Here is a 16,980-nt window from a genome sequence, read left to right on the forward strand (position 1 = left end):
CGCGGCCGGACCGGGCGTGCTTGGCGGTGATAGGCGGGTCCGCTGGCGGCCCGTGGCTTTAGCCCCGAGGGCGACGGCCCATGATAAAGGACACGACAAACAGCACCAGAAACACCACGAAGAGAATCTTCGCGATACCCGTAGCCGTGCCGGCGATACCGCCGAAGCCCAATACGGCGGCAACGATGGCGATGATCAGAAAGGTAATGGCCCAACTTAACATGGTCTTGCTCCTTGGCCGCGATGGCCTGTTGACGAACGGGGCGGCGGGCCGCCCCGCCAGAGGTTACTGCAGGGAGTGCTTGAGGGCGCGCATGCGGTCATGGTTGGCACGGACCTTGGGCATTTCTACCGTCAGCAGTGCGTGCACGTCCGGCTCGGCGCTTTCCAGGGCATCCTCGAAGGCATGCAGGATGCGGTCTTCGGCTTCTTCCAGCTGAGCCACGTAAGTGGCTTCCTTGTCGCTGGTCAGGCTCGCCTTGGTGTCAGCATAGACCTGACGCAGTTTGCCGATAAAAGTGCCACCGCTGGCCGGGGTTTCCTGGTTGGCGGCGACCTTTACCGAAAGCGCACGAATCAGCTCGGTCTTGCTCTGCGACATGTCGCGGAACAGCACCTGCAGACGCACATCCTTCACTTCGTCGTGGGCGTGTTGATAAAACTGCTGGCCGTCACGGGTGATTTCGATCAGCTCGTTCAGTTGTGCGGTCTTGTCGGTCATCTTGTAGCTCCTTGGGCGTGCATGGCTTGCACGCTATTGGGCGGGTTGTAGCGGCCAGGGGGCCGCTGTCCGGATGAGTTAGCCGGCAACCTTCATGGCATCGGCATTGACCCCGCGAACGCCGCGGATATTGCGCGCGGTTTCGACGGCCAGTTGCTTCTGCGCACTGCTCGATACGCTGCCGCCGAGGCTGACCTGGCCATCCTTGGTGGTAACCGAGATGTCCAGGCCGTCCAGGTTGCGGCTGTAGATAAAGCTCGACTTCACCTTGCTGGTGATCCAGACGTCGCTGATGGCCTGACCGGCATCATCGGCGGCGTTCTGGGTCTTAGCCGCGGCAGTGGCGTCGCCGCTGACGCGGATCTGGTTATCGACCTTGCGCACGCCATCGGTGTTGCTCGCCAGGCTGCCGGCCAGGTCCTTGGCGGCCTGGCTCTGGGCATCACCGCTAAGGGTGAGGTTGCCGTTGTCGGCCTGCACCTTGATATCCAGGCCCTCGGTATTGCTGTTCCACAGCAGCTTGGATTTCACCGTAGCCACCGTGGTGGCGTCGTCGAAACGCTGCGCCATGGTCGGCTTGCTGCTGACCTGGCTTTCCACGTTGGGGTCGACCTTGAGCTGGTTGTCGACCTTGGTCACGCCTTCGATGCCCAGGGCCAGTTGCTCGGCCAGGTCGCGCTCGACGGCGGTTTCGACATTGCCGGTGAGCTTGGCGCTGCCGTTTTCCACGTCCACGTCGATGGTGAAGGGATTGAGGTGACGATTAAGCGCGAAGGTGGTCCAGATCGAACCTTCCTGGCGAGCCTCGTTTAGCTGACGACTGGTATCGCCCTCGGCGGCGAAGGCACTGAAGGGCACCAGACCGATCAGGCCGGCGGTTGCGGTGGCCAGGGCCAGAGTTTTCAATTTATGCATGGCAGTTGCTCCAATGAGTAGCGATCAGTCAGCCGCTTACTGCAGCCGTTACCCATACTTCGCAAGCCCCGTGCCAGCCTTTTAAACAAAATATATTCTTTATTTTCAATTACTTAGATATTCATGCAAATACCTCCTGCATGCAGCTTGCATGATCGCCCAGGCAGCGCCGTGCAACTTGCACGACTTCCCGCGGACTAACCCTCTGCACTCGGGTTATGGAGAAGGACATGCACGCAACGGCGATGGAACAGAACAACGGGCGCATTCTGCTGGTCGATGACGAGTCGGCCATTCTGCGAACTTTCCGTTATTGCCTGGAGGACCAGGGCTATCGGGTCAGCACGGCCACCACCGCGGCCCAGGCCTATGCCCTGTTGCTGCGCCAGGTCTTCGACCTGTGTTTTCTCGACCTGCGCCTGGGCGCGGACGATGGCCTTGAAGTGCTGGCGCAGATGCGCCTGCAGGCCCCCTGGATGCGGGTGGTGATCGTCACTGCCCATTCGGCGGTGGACAGCGCGGTGGATGCCATCCAGGCCGGTGCCGCCGACTATCTGGTCAAGCCCTGCAGCCCCGAGCAGCTGCGCCTGGCCGCCGCCAAGCAGCTGGAAGCGCGGCAGATGGTCGAGCGCCTCGAGAGCCTGGAAGGCTATGTGCACAAGCCCGGCACCGACCTCGACTCGCAGAGCCCGGCGCTGATGGCAGTGCTACAGACCGCCCGGCAGGTGGCCGACACCGATGCCAATATCCTGATTCTCGGCGAGTCCGGCACCGGCAAGGGCGAGCTGGCCCAGGCCATTCATCGCTGGAGCAAGCGCGCGAAGAAGTCCTGCGTGACCATCAACTGCCCATCGCTGAGCGCCGAACTGCTCGAGAGTGAATTGTTCGGCCATAGCCGCGGGGCCTTTACCGGGGCCAGCGAGAGCACCCTGGGGCGGGTCAGCCAGGCCGATGGCGGCAGCCTGTTTCTCGACGAGATCGGCGACTTCCCCTTGATCCTGCAGCCCAAGCTGCTGCGCTTTATCCAGGACAAGGCCTACGAGCGCGTCGGCGACCCGGTGACCCGCCAGGCCGACGTGCGGATACTCGCGGCCACCAACCTCAACCTCGACGAAATGGTGCGCGAGGGGCGCTTTCGCGAAGACCTGCTGTACCGTCTGAACGTCATCACCCTGACCCTGCCACCGCTGCGCGAGCGCCGCGAGGACATCCCCGACCTGGCCGAGCGGTTTCTCGCCCGCTTCGTGGTCGAGTATGCCCGCCCCGCCCGCAACTTCAGCGACGAAGCGCGGGCGGCGCTGCTGGAGTACCCCTGGCCGGGCAATATCCGCGAACTGCGCAATGTGATCGAGCGCGCCAGCATTATCTGCACCGAGGCGCTGGTGCAGGTCAGCCATCTGGGGCTGAGCGTGCCCCACAACCACAGCCAGCCGCAGATCGGCGATCCGTTCAGCCTGGAGACCCTGGAAAAGGCCCATATCAGCGCCATTCTGGCCAATTGCGAGAGCCTCGATCAGGCCGCCAGAACCCTCGGCATCGACGCCTCGACCCTGTACCGCAAGCGCAAGCAGCTGAGCCTGTGACCCTGCGCAATCGCCTGCTGCTGAGTAGCGGCGCGCTGCTGACGGTGGCGCTGGTCGGCCTGTTGCTGGGGATCTTCAGCGTGCTGCAGCTGACTCAGGTGCAAAGCCAGGCGATGCAACGCAACCTGCAGATCATCGATGCCAGCCTGGGCCTGCGTCAGGAACAGGGCAAGCAGGTACTCCTGCTGCTGGCCGAAGACCTCGACCGCGTCGCGCTCGAGGCGTCCGACCAGCGCTTCCGCCAATGGCTGCAGCGCGCCGACGACAGCGCCATGGATGCCAGCGATCGCCAGGCCATTGCCCAGATCAAGCACGCCTACGCCCCGTTCGACGAGCTGCTGGCCAAGCCGCTGACCGTGCGCCGCGAGCTGCTCAACAACGATCAGTTCGGCCAGGCCATGGATGTCCTCAGTGAACGCATCAATGCCGTGCAGCTGCGCTATGTCGCCGCCGTGGAGCAGGCAGAGGCCAGTTCGCGCCAGCGCGCCTGGCTGATCGCCGCGCTACTGGGGCTGATTGGCCTGGCCATGCTGCTGATCGGTTTCGCCAGCGCCCACGGCGTGGCCGAGCGCTTCGGCCAGCCGATCGAGGTGCTCGCGCGCGCCGCCGACCAGATTGGCCAGGGCGACTTTCAGGTCACCCTGCCCGTCACCCCGGTGGCGGAGATGTCCGCCCTGAGCCAGCGCTTCGGCCTGATGGCCGAGGCCCTGCGCGAATTCAAGAACAGCGATGTCGAGGCTTTGCAGGCCGAACAGCACCGCCTGCAGGCGGTGCTCGACAGCATCGACGATGGCCTGCTGATCTTCGACTGCCAGGGCCGCATCGAACACTTCAACCCGGTGGCGCGACGGCAGCTGTGCTGGGACGCGCAGTACCTGGGCCGCGAACTCGGCGAGGCGCTGCAGCGTCCCGAGCTGAGCACGCAACTGCAGCAGGTCTTGCAGGGCGAAAGCCTGGATGGCGAACTGGACGACCTGCAGATCGAGGTCGCCGGCGAAAAGCGCCTGCTGGCCTACAGCCTGTCGGCGGTCAGTCACGCCGAGGGCGGCTTTATGTGCGCGGTGATGGTGCTGCGCGATGTCACCGAACAGCGCATGTTCGATCGGGTGCGCAGCGAGTTCGTGCTACGCGCCTCCCACGAACTGCGCACCCCGGTCACCGGCATGCTGATGGCCCTGTCACTGTTGCAGGAGCGCCTGGACTTCCCGCAGGCCTCGCGCGAAGCGGATCTGCTGAGCACCCTCGACGAGGAAATGCACCGACTGCTGCGGCTGATCAACGACCTGCTGGACTTCTCGCGCTATCAGAACGGCCTGCAGAGCCTGAAACTGTCGAGCCAGACTCTGGAGCCCCTGCTGCGCCAGGCGCAGCAGCGCTTCAGCGCCCAGGCCGAGGAACTGGGAGTGGCCATCAGCACCCAGCTGCTGGCCGAGCTTCCGCCACTGCAGATCGACCCGCTGCAGATCGAGCGGGTGCTCGACAACCTGATCGGCAATGCCCTGCGCCACAGCCAGCCAGGCGGTGAAATCCGCCTGCACGCCAGCCCCCAGGGCGGACGGGTGCTGATCAGCGTGGAAGACAGCGGCGAGGGCATTGCCCATAACCGCCAGGCACGGATCTTCGAGCCCTTCGTCCAGTTCGGCCAGCGCCGCGGGGGGGCCGGCCTGGGCCTGGCCCTGTGCAAGGAAATCGTCCAGCTGCACGGCGGTCATATCGGCGTGCGCTCCCAGGTCGGCCAGGGCGCGCAGTTCTACCTGCTATTGCCGGTCTCGCCTGACTCGGCCGCTAAAAGCCAGCCGCTGCAGGCGTAATGCCTCAAGGCTGCATCTGCTGATTAAGCACCAGCAGCAGGGCGGCGGTTTCGGCATCCGGCTCGCCGTCGTAATTGGCCTGACGGTATTTCATCTGGAAGGCGGCCAGCACATTGCGCGTGGCCGTATCCAGCTCGCCATGTTCCGCCACCTCATAGCCCTGGCGCGCCAGTTGCGCCTGGAACCAGGCCACGCTGGGAAGGCTGACGCTGAACAGCGCCTGCTGGCGCGCCACCGCGGTGGCGTCCGGCCAGGGCACCAGCCCGGCGTCGGCCAGCTGCTTCCAGGGGAACAGCGGGCCGGGGTCGACCTTGCGCTGTGGGGCGATATCGCTGTGGCCAATGATGCTGCCAAGGGGCAACTGGTGACGCTGCACGATGTCCTTGAGCAGCGGGATCAGCGCCTCGATCTGTGCCGGGGCGAAGGGCTGCCAGTAACGTCCGTTCGGGCCCTGATAAAAGCCCTGGTTGACCAGTTCGATACCGATAGTGGTGCCGTTGAGCCAGGTGCGCCCCTGCCACTGGCTGACCCCGGCATGCCAGGCGCGGCGGTCCTCATCGACCAGACGGTAGATGGTCGCGGGGCTGTCGCCGATCAGATAGTGGCTGCTCACCTCGCCCTCGGTCAGCAGCTGCAGCGAGCGCGCGAGGTCGGTGGAGGTGTAATGCAGGACGATGTACTGCACCCGGCTGTTCTGGCCGACGGCGTTGTAGCGGGTGTCGATGCGCGGACCGCTGGCGCAGCCGGCGAGCAGGGCGAGAAATAGGGCAAGACAGACAAATCTCATGGGCTGATATGCAATACGCTTTGCAGGTTGTCCAGCAGCATGTCGACGCTGAGCATGATCAACAGCATGCCCATCAGCCGCTCCACTGCGGTCAGCCCGCGGGGTCCAAGAAAACGCTGCAGCCACGAGGCCTGCAACAGAATAAATGCGGTCGCCGCCCAGGCCAGCAGCAGCGCGGCGTAGAGTTCCCAGAGCGGTCCCTCATGGGTGTTGCGCAGGGTCATCAGTACGGCCAGGGCCGAAGGCCCCGCCACCGCCGGAGTGGCCAGCGGCACCAGCATGGGCTCGCCATCCGGCACATCACCGAGCACGCCCTGCGGGCCGGGAAAGATCAGGCGCATGGCGATCACGAACAGGATGATACCGCCAGCGATCGCGGTTGCCTCCCTCGACAGGCCAAGGGCACTCAACACTTTGTCACCAAAGGTGAGAAACAGCAGAAGCAGGGCCAGGGCGAACAGCAATTCGCGCGCGGCAATCCACAGGCGGCGCTTGGCCGGCACGTTCTTCAGCGCGGCGATAAAGATGGCGATATTGCCGAAGGGATCGGTGACCAGAAACAGCAGTACGGCGATGCCGAAAATATCCATGGTGGAACTCCTCAACAGGTTGTCGCAGTCTAGTGCCTGCGTACCTGTCAGCGGATAAAACGCCTTTGACACGGCAGATTGATAACGTCGGTCCACTGGCCAGGCGGGAATGCATCGGCCCTGCTAGAATAAAACTCTACACAGACCATGATTCTGTATAGCTATTGTATGGATTTGGAGGCCCGCCCCATGCGCGCGCTGTTGTGGTTCAAGAAGGACCTCCGCCTCGACGATCATCCGGCGCTGCAGGCCGGATTGAGCGCAGAATACCTGCTGCCCGTCTATGTGCTGGAGCCGCGGCAATTGCAGGCCAACGCCTTCGGCATGCGCCGCATGGGCGTGCACCGCGCGCGCTTCCTGCTGGAAAGCCTGGCGGCCCTGGATGGCGAATTGCGCCAGCGTGGCTCGCAGCTGCTGGTACTCGAAGGCGAGCCCGAGCAGCTGATTCCGCAGCTGGTGAGCAGCCTTGGCCTGCAGCAGGTATTGACCCTGGAGGAGATCGCGCCTGATGAGCAGGCGCAGGTTGCCCGGGTGGCTGACCGCCTCGGCGAGGTGCCGCTGTTGCAGGCCCCGGCCAATAACCTGCTGCGCCGGGAAGAATTGCCCTGCGACCTGGCGCAGTTGCCAACGGTATTCAGCCGTTTCCGCGAGCGGGTCGAAGAGCGTCTGCAAGTGTTTCAACCGCGCCACGCCCCGGAGCACCTGCCGCCCCTGCCAGATGGCGCGCAGGCCCTGATGCAGCCCATCCCGAGCCTGTCGCGGCTCGGCCTGGGGGAACCGCTCAGCGTCCCCGCCAGTGCCTTCCCCTTCGCCGGCGGCGAGCCCGCAGCGCTGGCACGGCTGCGCGATTACCTGTGGAAAAGCCAGGGCGTGCGCCAGTACAAGGAGACCCGTAACGGCCTGATCGGCAGTGAATATTCATCCAAGTTCTCGCCCTGGCTGGCCAATGGCAGCCTCTCTGCCCGCCGGGTAGTGGCCGAATTGCGCCGCCACGAGGCGCAGTTCACCCGCAATGAGTCGACCCAGTGGTTGTGGGTGGAAATGCTCTGGCGCGACTTCTTCCGCTGGACGTTGGCACGCCATGGTGCGGCCCTGTTCCAGGCCGCGGGGCTGAAGGGCGGCGACACTGCAGCGCGACCGCTCGACCGGCGCTTTCAGGCCTGGTGCCAGGGCTGTACCGGCATGCCGCTGGTGGACGCCAACATGCGCGAGCTGGCGGCGACCGGCTTTATCTCCAACCGCGGCCGCCAAGTGGTCGCCAGCTACCTGATCCATGATCTGCAGCAGGATTGGCGCTACGGCGCGGCCTGGTTCGAGGAACACCTGATCGACTACGACCCGGCCAGTAACTGGGGCAACTGGGCTTATCTGGCCGGGGTCGGCAATGACCCGCGGCAACAGCGGGTGTTCAATGCCCTGCGTCAGGCCCGGCAATACGACCCCGAAGCGCATTACGTCAGCCTCTGGCTACCGGAGTTGCGTAATCTTCCGCCAGCCTTGCGGCATACGCCGTTCCTGCTTGCCGACGGACAGCTGCGCAGCCTGGGCTACCCCCAGCTGACGCTTATCCCGGAGAGCTGGAAGCCCTATCTGAACCATGTCGCCTGACACTGTTGCAGCGGCGGCACCGGCGCGCCCTCAGCCCAGTTCGATTCTGTTGCGCCCGCCGCTCTTGGCCCGGTAGAGGGCCTGGTCGGCGCGTTCGAACACCATGTCGCTGCTGTCCGCGTCACGGTTGAAGGCACTGAGCCCGGCCGACAGGGTGATCACCACCCGTTCGCCACGGAAGTGGAATGGGCATTGTTCGACCCCGTCGAGCAGGGTCTGCAGCAGTTGCCGACCGCCTTCCAGCGGGGTACTGGGAATCAGCAGGACGAATTCCTCGCCGCCGAAACGGGCAATAAAGTCGGTCTTGCGCATGCGCTTGGACAGTTCGCCGGCGATGATTTTCAGCACCTTGTCGCCGGCCAGGTGGCCATAGTTGTCGTTGATACGCTTGAAGTGATCGATGTCCAGCACCGCCAGCAGCAGCTCACCGCCATAGCGCTTCCAGCGCGCCATCTCCAGCTCCAGACGTTCGCTCCAGCCGGCGCGGTTGGCCAGGCCGGTAAGGGGGTCGATCAGGGCTTTCTGCCGCTGCTCCTCCAGATGATCGCGGAAGTTCTGCGCCTCCTGCTCCATCTCGCTGACCTTCTGCCCCAGCGCCTGTAGCCGCTGAGCCACTTCTTCCTCGCGGCCGTCACGATGGCGCTGGTGTTCGGTGACAGTCTGCAGCAGGCCATCGAGACGCGTCTCCAGGGACTGCTTGAGGCTTGGCAGGTCGGCCGCTTCCTGCACGCTGGCCTGCAGGTTGTTGACCTGCTCGCGCAACTCCAGGTTGAAACTGCGGGCGATATGCACCGACTCGCTATAGCCCTCGTGGGCTTCGTTGAGCGTGCCGAGAAACGAGGCCAGGCGTTCATTGAGCTGTTTCAGGTAGCTGGCGAACTCGCGCTGACCGCTGTCGGTGACCGCCAGCACCAGCACCGCCAGGTCATCCAGCACGGCCACCAGCTCGTACCAGTTCAGGCCGCCACGCACCCGTTGGCGCAGAGCATCGCCCTGAGGGCGGTGATTGGACGGCAGCTCCAGTTCATCGAGCAGGCCGAGCAGGCTCTCGCCGATATGCGGGGCCACGGCGCTATAACCGGGCTCGGGAAGCTCAGGCAGGACATAGGCTGGGTCGACCACCCCCTCGGTTGACGCAGTCGTTTCAGCTGGCAGTGCGGCGCGCGGCACGACTGCGGCCGCAGGTGGCGGCTCTGGCTCTGGCTCAGCGTCTACCGGGGCAGCTGCTGGCGCTGACAGTTCGCGGCCCGGGCGTACCGGAGCCTCAACAGGCGGTTGCGGGGTTTCAGGCTGGCCAACGACAGCGGGGCCCGCCATGTCGGCCGGACTGCCAGCAGGACTCGCAGGCGCAGCCTCCTTGCCGCCAAACAGGCGCTGGAGAAACCCTGGGCGCTCCGCACCGGGCTCAACCTCAAGCACTGCCAGGGCTTGCTGTTGCAGGCTACCTAATTCACTGAGCAGCGCGGGCAGTTCGCGCGGCTGGCTGGCCCGTTCCTCGATGCGCTTGGCAAACTGCTTGAGCGCTTTGCGCACCTCCCGCGGGGGATCCAGCGCCAGCAGCTGGGAGGTCAGGTTGGTGACCCCGGAGATATTCTGCGCGGCGCGCTCCTGGCGACGTTTTTCCGAATCCAGTACGGCTTTTTCCAGGCGCGGAATCAGGGCTCCCAGGCCGCTGTCGATATCGTCGCGGCGCAGGATGTCGCGCAGTTCCTGCATGCATTGGTCGACGGCCTTGTCACTGCCTTCGGCGGCCAGGGAGCTGCGTACCAGGCCGCGCCTGAGCAGGTCGAGCCGGGCTTCCCAGCGCCGTTCCAGTTGTTCCTGTTGCTCCAGGCTCTGCAGATATTTGCTTTTCCAGCGCTGGGCATCGTCGGTCATGGTTGCGATTCGCTATTAGGGCTCTATCAGCATAGGCGTTGGCGGGCGGCAGAGTGAACTGGGCAAGCGAATCTGCATGGCCACGGGCAGGTGATCGGAGATCGCGTGTGACAGTACTTCACAGCGCTCCAGTTGCAAGCCCGAGCTGAGCAGGATGTGATCGAGACAGCGTTGCGGTTGCCAGCTGGGGAAGGTGGCTTCGATCTGCGGTGCCAGCAGACCGAGGTCGCGCAGCGGTGAATGCTCCAGCAGGTCGCTGGCGTGGGTATTCATATCACCCATCAGCACCTGATGCCGATAGTCGCCGATCAGTTCGCGGATATAGGCCAGCTGACGGGTACGGGTGCGCGCCCCCAGGGCCAGGTGCATCATCACCACCACAATGGCCTCGGCCCCTTCGCCGAGACGCACCAGAATCGCGCCCCGGCCGGCCGGCCCAGGCAGTGGGTGATCTTCCAGCAGGGTCGGGCGCAGACGACTGAGGACGCCATTGCTGTGCTGGGCAAAACGCCCGAGATTGCGGTTGAGTTGCTGGTACCAGTAGGGGAAGGCCCCCAGATGGGCCAGGTGTTCGACCTGATTGACGTAGCCAGAGCGCAGGCTGCCGCCATCGACCTCCTGCAGGGCCACCAGGTCGAAATCGCCGAGCATGTTGCCAATCCGTTGCAGGTTGCTGGCGCGCCCCGCATGGGGCAGCAAGTGCTGCCAGCTGCGGGTCAGGTAGTGGTGATAGCGCTGGGTGCTGATGCCGACCTGGATATTGAAGCTGAGCAGGCGCAGGCAACCGTCACTGGGCCAGTCGCCGGCTGGCGCACAAGCCGCGTTGATCTGTGGGTCGCACAGACCAACGGTGCGGCGGGCGGGGCGGCGGCGCAGCATCGGCGCGGCCGCCGCTTACTGGGCCGCTCGCTCTTTGCCGATCAGGTGGTCGGCCACCTGCAGTACCTTCTGTGGGCCACCGGCGCTGCCGATGTCGAAGCGGTATTTGCCGTTGACCACCATCACCGGTACGCCGCTGATCTGGTAGGCCATGGCCAGTTTCTTGGCCTTTTCCAGCTGGCTTTTCACCCCGAAGGAATTGTAGGTCTTGAGGAAGGTGTCCTTATCGATGCCTTCGCCCGCGAGGAAGTCAGCCATCTCTTCCGGGGTTGCCAGCTTCTTGCCCTGTTTGTGGATGCCATCGAATACGGCGGCGTGCACCTTAGGCCCGGCCTTCATCGCTTCGAGGGTGATAAACAGCTGGCCGTGGACGTTCCACATGCCGCCGAACATGGCCGGGATGCGCACGAAATTGACGTCATCCGGCAGCTGCTCGACCCAGGGGTTGAGGGTCGACTCGAACTGGTAGCAATGGCCACAGCCATACCAGAACAGCTCGACCACTTCGATCTTGCCCGGCTTGGCAATCTGTACCGGATTGTTCAGCTCGACATACTGCTTGCCGGCTTCGAATTCGGCATGAGCCGTCGCGCCAAACAGGCTGGCCACCATCAGGGTGGCACTGAGAATCAGGTTACGCATGCGTTACTCCTTGGTTATAAACGGTGCGCAGTGACGAACCATGGTTCGACCAGCGGGGTACAGGCAGGTTCAATCTATTGTAGCGATGCATGCAACGAAAATGGGTGGCCTAAGCCACCCATTTTCTACTACAGGATTTTGCCTGCTGGCGCGATCAGTGCAGACCTTGCACGAAGCTGGAAACCGCCTCGATATCCTTGTTGCTCAGCTTGGCCGCGATGGCGCGCATGATCATGCTGTCGCCATCGTTGGTGCGGTTGCCTTCGCGGAAATCGGTCAGTTGCTTGGCCAAATAGGTAGCATGCTGGCCACCCAGTTTCGGGTAACCGGCGGCAGCCAGGCCAGCACCATTAGGCGAATGGCAACCGATGCAGGCCGGCATGCCTTCGGCCAGCTTGCCACCGCGGAACAGGGCTTCACCACGCTCGATCAACTTCGGATCGGCTGCGCCGACACTCATCTGCTGACTGGCGAAGTATGCGGAAATGTCCGCCATGTCCTGATCGCTGAGGTTATCCAGCAAGCCGGTCATCTCAACGATCGGACGGGCACCCGACTTGATGTCCTGCAACTGCTTGAGCAAGTAACGTTCGCCTTGCCCAGCCAGCTTGGGGAAGTTCGGGGCAGCACTGTTGCCATCAGCACCATGGCAGGCACCACATACGACAACCTTGGCCTGGCCGGCTTCGGCGTCACCTGCGGCGTGGGCCAGGCCGGAGAGGCCCAGGGTCAACAGCAGACTCACGATTACTTTGTTCATCAGCTAATCCAATTTACGGCTAAGAGAAAGAGTTTATAAGCTGGGCTTACTCGGTCATCAACTTGATGACGGCTTGGTAATCCTCGGCCGAGCAGTCCATGCACAGACCGCGTGGCGGCATGGCATTCAAGCCATTGGTCACGCTCAGCACCAATGCATCCATACCTTTGGCCAAACGTGGCTCCCAAGCGGCCTTGTCGCCTTTCTGTGGCGCGGTCGGAATCGCCCCATTATGGCAAACACCACATGCACGAGCGTATACGGCTTCCGGGTCTTGTGCGGCCTGGGCATTGAACGAGAGCATCAGCACACCGGCCACAATCAGCAATTTTTTCATCAGACCAACCTCATCAGGGAGGGGAACGTACCGCGTTCTTTGCGCGGATGATCTAAAGCGTTCCCGTGAACACTTGTCCAGCGGATGGGAGAAAGCGCACACAAAATCTGCGCCATTATATACTGGCGTCATTGAAACTGAAACGACGCAGCTTGCCGCGCTGCATGTTGCAAGGCAGCCTGCGCGCTTATGTCGCAAGGGCAGCGCGCCCGCAACGCCCCTATACGCACGCCCTTACGGATACCCAGATGCAAGCCAAGAACCCTATTATCGGTCTGTGCCAACAGGCCAGCTTCCTTATCAGCGCCGCCAAGGTCGACCAGTGCCCGGAAGATTTCGGCCATGAAGTGGCCTTCGCCGGACGCTCCAACGCCGGCAAGTCCAGCGCCCTGAATACCCTGACCCACGCCAGCCTGGCGCGCACCTCGAAGACCCCGGGGCGTACCCAGCTGCTCAACTTCTTCCGCCTCGACGACGAGCGTCGCCTGGTCGACCTGCCGGGTTATGGCTACGCCAAGGTGCCGATCCCGCTGAAGCTGCACTGGCAGAAACACCTGGAAGCCTACCTGGGCAGCCGCGAGAGTCTGCGCGGACTGATGCTGATGATGGATATCCGTCACCCGCTGACCGAATTCGACATCCTGATGCTGGATTGGGCCACGGCCAGCGAGATGCCCATGCATATCCTCCTGACCAAGGCCGACAAACTGGCCTTCGGCGCAGCCAAGACCGCCCTGCTCAAGGTCCAGCAGGACATTCGCAAGGGCTGGGGCGAACGGGTCAGCATCCAGCTGTTTTCCGCCCCCAAGCGCATAGGCATCGAAGACGCCCAGGCGGTGCTGGCCGAATGGCTGCAACTGGGCGAATTCGCCCTGCCGGACGATGAACAAGCCGAAGCCTGATTAAGCTCGCCAGGGACGGCGAAGAGAATAAATTGCCGTGAGCAATTTTTAACGCTGCGCCCGCAGGGTGGCAGCCATGGCTGGCGGGCCAAAAAAAACCCCGAACTTCTTATGGGGGAGGGAAGTTCGGGGTTTAAGTGTCTGAACCGCTAGGGCGGGGGTTCAGATGTCTGCCAACACTTAACACAACAAGGAGCATTGAAGGCTTTAAGGGCCATTCGTAATCTCTGACTGCCGGGTCTGAAGCAAAGTTCAGCCTTTTTCTTGAACCGATTAACTATAAAAACCAATCGATTAATTCGTTTTGGTTTTAAGCCTTGCAGGGTCTGGCCCGCGCACCGCAGCACCGGCCACTGCGCCGATTAGTGGGCCTCGTCCCAGTTGTTGCCCACCCCCACTTCCACCAGCAGCGGCACATCCAGTTCGGCGGCCGCGCTCATCAGTGCCTTGATCCGCTCGCTGACCTGCTCGACCAGATCCTCGCGCACCTCCAGCACCAGTTCGTCGTGGACCTGCAGAATCACCTTGGCGTCCAGGGCCGACTCGCTCAGCCAGTTGTCCACCGCGACCATGGCGCGCTTGATGATGTCCGCCGCCGTGCCTTGCATCGGCGCGTTGATCGCCGTGCGCTCGGCCGCCTTGCGCAGCCCCTGGTTCTTGGCATGGATATCCGGCAGGTAAAGGCGGCGACCGAACAGGGTTTCCACATAGCCCTGCTCAGCCGCCTGCTCACGGGTGCGCTCCATATAGGCCAGCACGCCGGGATAACGGTGGAAATACACATCGATATAGGCCTGGGCCTGCTTGCGGTCGCAGCCGATCTGTTTGGCCAGGCCGAAGGCGCTCATGCCGTAGATCAGGCCGAAGTTGATCGCCTTGGCGCTGCGCCGCTGATCGCTGCTGACTTCATCCAGCGGTACGCCGAACACCTCGGCTGCGGTGGCCTTGTGCACGTCGCGGCCATGGCGGAAGGCGTCCAGCAGACTCTCGTCCTTGGCCAGGTGGGCCATGATGCGCAGCTCGATCTGCGAATAGTCCGCCGCCAGCAGCTGGTAACCCTTGGGCGCGACGAAAGCCTGGCGAATCCGCCGGCCCTCGGCGGTGCGGATCGGGATGTTCTGCAGATTTGGATCGGTTGACGACAAGCGCCCGGTGGCGGCCACCGCCTGGTGATAGCTGGTGTGGATGCGCCCGGTGCGCGGGTTGATCTGCTCCGGCAAACGGTCGGTGTAGGTACTTTTCAGCTTGCTCAGGGTGCGATACTGCATCAGCACCTTGGGCAGTTCGAAGTCCTGCTCGGCCAGTTCCGCCAGCACCGCTTCGGCGGTGGACGCCTGACCCTTGGCGGTCTTGCTGATGATCGGCAACCCGAGTTTCTCGTAGAGAATCACCCCGAGCTGCTTGGGCGAGGCCAGATTGAACTCCTCGCCGGCGATCTCGAAGGCCTGACGCTCCAGGGCCACCAGCTTCTCGCCCAGCTCGTTGCTTTGCAGGCCGAGCAGCTTGGCATCCACCAGCGCACCCTGGCGCTCGATACGCGCCAGCACCGGCACCAGCGGCATTTCGATCTCCTGCAGCACCTTGGCCAGGCTCGGCTCCGCCGAAAGCTTGGCCCACAGGTGCTGATGCAGACGCAGGGTCACGTCGGCATCCTCGGCGGCATAGGGCGCGGCCTGGGCCAGATCGATCTGGTCGAAGGTCAGCTGCTTGGCCCCTTTGCCCGCGATGTCCTCGAAACGGATATTGCTGTGATCCAGGTACTTGAGCGCCAGGCTGTCCATATCGTGACGGGTGGCGGTGGAGTCCAGCACGTAGGATTCGAGCATGGTGTCGAAGGCCACGCCCTGCACCGCGATGGGCGTGCTGGCATTGGCGAGAATATTGATGTCGTACTTGGCGTGCTGACCGACCTTGGCTTTGTTCGGGTCTTCGAGAATCGGCTTGAGCGCCTGCAGCACCGCATCGCGATCGAGCTGAGTCGGCACGCCCATATAGCTGTGGGCGACCGGGATATAGGCCGCCTCGCCGGCCTTGACCGCAAAGGACAGGCCGACCAACTGAGCCTGTTGCGCATCCAGGCCGGTGGTCTCGGTGTCGAAGGCGATCAGTTCGGCGCTGCGCAGTTTCTCCAGCCAGACGTCGAACTGCGCCTGCTCGAGGATGCACTGATAATCGCCCAGGGGCGGCGCAGCGGGCGCAACAGTGGCGGCCTCGTCGGCGGCCGGCACGGCTGCAGCGACCTTGGGTGCGGCACTGGCGCTGGACGTCAGGGCGAACAGATCGTCGGCAGCCGGCAGAGCCTGCGGCTTAACCGCGGCGGCCGGGTTGCTGCGCAGCAGTTCATCGCGCCAGCTCTTGAATTCCAGTTCGGCATAAAGCTCCACCAGTGCCGGCACATCCATCTGCCCCGGATGCAGCGCCTCGATCTGGATATTCAGTGGCACATCGAGCTTGATGGTGGCCAGCTCGTAGGACAGATAGGCCATGTCGCGGTGTTCTTCGAGCTTGGCCGGCAGGGTCTTGGCCCCGCGAATCGGCAGCGCCGGCACCTTGTCGAGGTTGGCGTAGAGCACATCGAGGCCGCCGCCGACACCGACCAGCAGGCCCAGGGCGGTCTTTTCGCCCACGCCGGGGACGCCGGGAATGTTGTCGACCTTGTCGCCCATCAGCGCCAGGTAGTCGATGATCAGCTCGGGACCGACCCCGAATTTCGCTTTCACGCCATCGATGTCGTAGACGCTACCGGTCATGGTGTTGACCAGGGTAACGTGCGGACACACCAGCTGGGCCATGTCCTTGTCGCCGGTGGAGATCACCACGTCGCGGCCCTCGCCGGCGCACTGGCGGGCCAGGGTGCCGATCACGTCGTCGGCCTCCACGCCTTCGACGCACAGCAGCGGATAACCCAGGGCCTTGACGCTGGCGTGCAGCGGCTCGATCTGCACCCGCAGCTCGTCCGGCATGGACGGGCGATTGGCCTTGTACTCGGCAAACAGCGCGTCGCGGAAGGTGCCGCCCTTGGCGTCGAATACCACCGCGAAGGGGCTGTCCGGGTACTGCTTGCGCAGGCTCTTGAGCATATTCAGCACGCCCTTGACCGCGCCGGTGGGCAGACCCTTGGAAGTGGTCAGCGGCGGCAGGGCGTGAAAGGCGCGGTACAGGTAAGAAGAACCGTCAACCAGAACGAGAGGGGCTTGGCTCATGAGCAGGATCAACCTTTTCGGCGGGGGCGGCGGTAGAATGGCCACACCATTGGAATCAAAGGGACAAGGTTATCATGCGCGCACTCAATCGCCTGTTGCTGGCCAGCCTGCTGGCATTCACCACCCTGGCCGCTCACGCCGAAGACCCGGTCTCCGCCGATCCTGACGTGACCATCCGCCAGGATGGCGACCGCACCATCCATGAATACCGGGTCAACGGCTTTCTCTACGCGGTCAAGGTCATCCCCAAAGGCGGCAAGCCGTACTTCCTGGTACGCGCCGACGGCAGCGATGGCAACTTCGTCCGTTCGGACAGCCCGGATATGTTGATTCCGGCCTGGGAAATTTTCAGCTGGTAAGAAGG

General features: G+C 63.5%; 16 protein-coding genes. 5 read left to right on the forward strand and 11 right to left on the reverse strand.

All coding sequences use genetic code 11. The annotated features are described in order from the left end of the window. Positions 1 to 58: 58 nt before the first annotated feature. The 3 genes from WMW70_RS18065 to WMW70_RS18075 form a co-directional block, all read right to left on the reverse strand. The gene (locus WMW70_RS18065) at positions 59 to 223 is read right to left on the reverse strand and encodes a DUF1328 domain-containing protein (RefSeq protein WP_325508869.1); all 165 of its coding nucleotides are present in this window, start codon (positions 221 to 223) and stop codon (positions 59 to 61) included. 63 nt (positions 224 to 286) lie between these two features. Continuing rightward, complete coding sequence (locus WMW70_RS18070; protein ID WP_341438848.1) at positions 287 to 721, reverse strand: ferritin-like domain-containing protein; 435 nt, start codon at positions 719 to 721, stop codon at positions 287 to 289. A gap of 78 nt (positions 722 to 799) precedes the next feature. After that, positions 800 to 1,636: a BON domain-containing protein gene (locus WMW70_RS18075; RefSeq protein ID WP_341438849.1), complete on the reverse strand. Its 837-nt coding sequence runs from the start codon at positions 1,634 to 1,636 to the stop codon at positions 800 to 802. Between the two features lie 245 nt (positions 1,637 to 1,881). Between WMW70_RS18075 and algB the strand changes: the two genes are divergently transcribed. Together algB and WMW70_RS18085 are read left to right on the forward strand one after the other, a co-directional pair. Beyond that, positions 1,882 to 3,219, forward strand: coding sequence for a sigma-54-dependent response regulator transcription factor AlgB (gene algB / locus WMW70_RS18080; RefSeq protein ID WP_445942167.1), 1,338 nt, complete (start codon positions 1,882 to 1,884; stop codon positions 3,217 to 3,219). After that, positions 3,216 to 5,030 carry an ATP-binding protein gene (locus tag WMW70_RS18085; RefSeq protein WP_341438851.1) on the forward strand — a complete coding sequence of 605 codons (1,815 nt, stop codon included), beginning with the start codon at positions 3,216 to 3,218 and terminating at the stop codon, positions 5,028 to 5,030. Before algB ends, WMW70_RS18085 begins: the two co-directional genes overlap by 4 nt. 4 nt (positions 5,031 to 5,034) lie before the next feature. Here the strand turns inward: WMW70_RS18085 and WMW70_RS18090 are convergent, their stop codons facing one another. After that, positions 5,035 to 5,817: an N-acetylmuramoyl-L-alanine amidase gene (locus WMW70_RS18090; RefSeq protein ID WP_341438852.1), complete on the reverse strand. Its 783-nt coding sequence runs from the start codon at positions 5,815 to 5,817 to the stop codon at positions 5,035 to 5,037. Then, entirely contained in the window at positions 5,814 to 6,407 is a 594-nt protein-coding gene (locus tag WMW70_RS18095; RefSeq protein WP_325508875.1) for a MarC family protein, read from the reverse strand. The genes WMW70_RS18090 and WMW70_RS18095 overlap by 4 nt, the downstream gene beginning before the upstream one ends. A 189-nt stretch (positions 6,408 to 6,596) precedes the next feature. On the opposite strand from WMW70_RS18095, the gene WMW70_RS18100 reads away from it, so the two are divergent. Next, positions 6,597 to 8,015, forward strand: coding sequence for a DASH family cryptochrome (locus tag WMW70_RS18100; RefSeq protein ID WP_341438853.1), 1,419 nt, complete (start codon positions 6,597 to 6,599; stop codon positions 8,013 to 8,015). Between the two features lie 30 nt (positions 8,016 to 8,045). Here the strand turns inward: WMW70_RS18100 and WMW70_RS18105 are convergent, their stop codons facing one another. The 5 genes from WMW70_RS18105 to WMW70_RS18125 all read right to left on the reverse strand — a co-directional run bounded on the left by WMW70_RS18105 (position 8,046) and on the right by WMW70_RS18125 (position 12,511). Then, a complete protein-coding gene (locus tag WMW70_RS18105; protein ID WP_341438854.1) occupies positions 8,046 to 9,893 on the reverse strand; it encodes a diguanylate cyclase in 1,848 nt (615 codons plus the stop codon). Between the two features lie 15 nt (positions 9,894 to 9,908). Beyond that, positions 9,909 to 10,772, reverse strand: a complete 864-nt coding sequence (locus WMW70_RS18110; RefSeq protein ID WP_341438855.1) for an endonuclease/exonuclease/phosphatase family protein — start codon at positions 10,770 to 10,772, stop codon at positions 9,909 to 9,911. 15 nt (positions 10,773 to 10,787) lie between these two features. After that, positions 10,788 to 11,414 (reverse strand): thiol:disulfide interchange protein DsbA/DsbL, encoded by a 627-nt coding sequence (locus WMW70_RS18115; RefSeq protein ID WP_341438856.1) that lies wholly within the window; start codon positions 11,412 to 11,414, stop codon positions 10,788 to 10,790. Positions 11,415 to 11,568: 154 nt separating this feature from the next. Next, positions 11,569 to 12,174: a c-type cytochrome gene (locus WMW70_RS18120; RefSeq protein ID WP_341438857.1), complete on the reverse strand. Its 606-nt coding sequence runs from the start codon at positions 12,172 to 12,174 to the stop codon at positions 11,569 to 11,571. A 46-nt stretch (positions 12,175 to 12,220) separates the two neighbouring features. Beyond that, positions 12,221 to 12,511 carry a c-type cytochrome gene (locus tag WMW70_RS18125; protein ID WP_341438858.1) on the reverse strand — a complete coding sequence of 97 codons (291 nt, stop codon included), beginning with the start codon at positions 12,509 to 12,511 and terminating at the stop codon, positions 12,221 to 12,223. Positions 12,512 to 12,759: 248 nt separating this feature from the next. Here WMW70_RS18125 and yihA point away from each other — a divergent pair, with 248 nt between their 5' ends. Then, positions 12,760 to 13,413, forward strand: coding sequence for a ribosome biogenesis GTP-binding protein YihA/YsxC (gene yihA / locus WMW70_RS18130; RefSeq protein WP_341438859.1), 654 nt, complete (start codon positions 12,760 to 12,762; stop codon positions 13,411 to 13,413). A 362-nt stretch (positions 13,414 to 13,775) separates the two neighbouring features. On the opposite strand, the gene polA is transcribed toward yihA, so the two are convergent. After that, the gene (gene polA, locus WMW70_RS18135) at positions 13,776 to 16,616 is read right to left on the reverse strand and encodes a DNA polymerase I (protein WP_341438860.1); all 2,841 of its coding nucleotides are present in this window, start codon (positions 16,614 to 16,616) and stop codon (positions 13,776 to 13,778) included. Positions 16,617 to 16,690: 74 nt separating this feature from the next. Here polA and WMW70_RS18140 point away from each other — a divergent pair, with 74 nt between their 5' ends. Beyond that, positions 16,691 to 16,975, forward strand: coding sequence for a DUF2782 domain-containing protein (locus WMW70_RS18140; protein WP_341438861.1), 285 nt, complete (start codon positions 16,691 to 16,693; stop codon positions 16,973 to 16,975). The last annotated feature ends 5 nt before the right edge of the window (positions 16,976 to 16,980 follow it).

Origin of the sequence: Pseudomonas sp. XK-1, from assembly GCF_038069885.1 — a bacterium.
In the GTDB taxonomy this organism is placed as follows: Bacteria; Pseudomonadota; Gammaproteobacteria; order Pseudomonadales; family Pseudomonadaceae; genus Aquipseudomonas.

Bases quoted from the DNA above. Each gene is read 5' to 3' on its own strand.
- WMW70_RS18065 (WP_325508869.1), bottom strand. From the start codon at position 223: ATGTTAAGTTGGGCCATTACCTTTCTGATCATCGCCATCGTTGCCGCC.
- WMW70_RS18070 (WP_341438848.1), bottom strand. From the start codon at position 721: ATGACCGACAAGACCGCACAACTGAACGAGCTGATCGAAATCACCCGT.
- WMW70_RS18075 (WP_341438849.1), bottom strand. From the start codon at position 1,636: ATGCATAAATTGAAAACTCTGGCCCTGGCCACCGCAACCGCCGGCCTG.
- algB (WP_445942167.1), top strand. From the start codon at position 1,882: ATGGAACAGAACAACGGGCGCATTCTGCTGGTCGATGACGAGTCGGCC.
- WMW70_RS18090 (WP_341438852.1), bottom strand. From the start codon at position 5,817: ATGAGATTTGTCTGTCTTGCCCTATTTCTCGCCCTGCTCGCCGGCTGC.
- WMW70_RS18095 (WP_325508875.1), bottom strand. From the start codon at position 6,407: ATGGATATTTTCGGCATCGCCGTACTGCTGTTTCTGGTCACCGATCCC.
- WMW70_RS18100 (WP_341438853.1), top strand. From the start codon at position 6,597: ATGCGCGCGCTGTTGTGGTTCAAGAAGGACCTCCGCCTCGACGATCAT.
- WMW70_RS18105 (WP_341438854.1), bottom strand. From the start codon at position 9,893: ATGACCGACGATGCCCAGCGCTGGAAAAGCAAATATCTGCAGAGCCTG.
- WMW70_RS18110 (WP_341438855.1), bottom strand. From the start codon at position 10,772: ATGCTGCGCCGCCGCCCCGCCCGCCGCACCGTTGGTCTGTGCGACCCA.
- WMW70_RS18115 (WP_341438856.1), bottom strand. From the start codon at position 11,414: ATGCGTAACCTGATTCTCAGTGCCACCCTGATGGTGGCCAGCCTGTTT.
- WMW70_RS18120 (WP_341438857.1), bottom strand. From the start codon at position 12,174: ATGAACAAAGTAATCGTGAGTCTGCTGTTGACCCTGGGCCTCTCCGGC.
- WMW70_RS18125 (WP_341438858.1), bottom strand. From the start codon at position 12,511: ATGAAAAAATTGCTGATTGTGGCCGGTGTGCTGATGCTCTCGTTCAAT.
- yihA (WP_341438859.1), top strand. From the start codon at position 12,760: ATGCAAGCCAAGAACCCTATTATCGGTCTGTGCCAACAGGCCAGCTTC.
- polA (WP_341438860.1), bottom strand. From the start codon at position 16,616: ATGAGCCAAGCCCCTCTCGTTCTGGTTGACGGTTCTTCTTACCTGTAC.
- WMW70_RS18140 (WP_341438861.1), top strand. From the start codon at position 16,691: ATGCGCGCACTCAATCGCCTGTTGCTGGCCAGCCTGCTGGCATTCACC.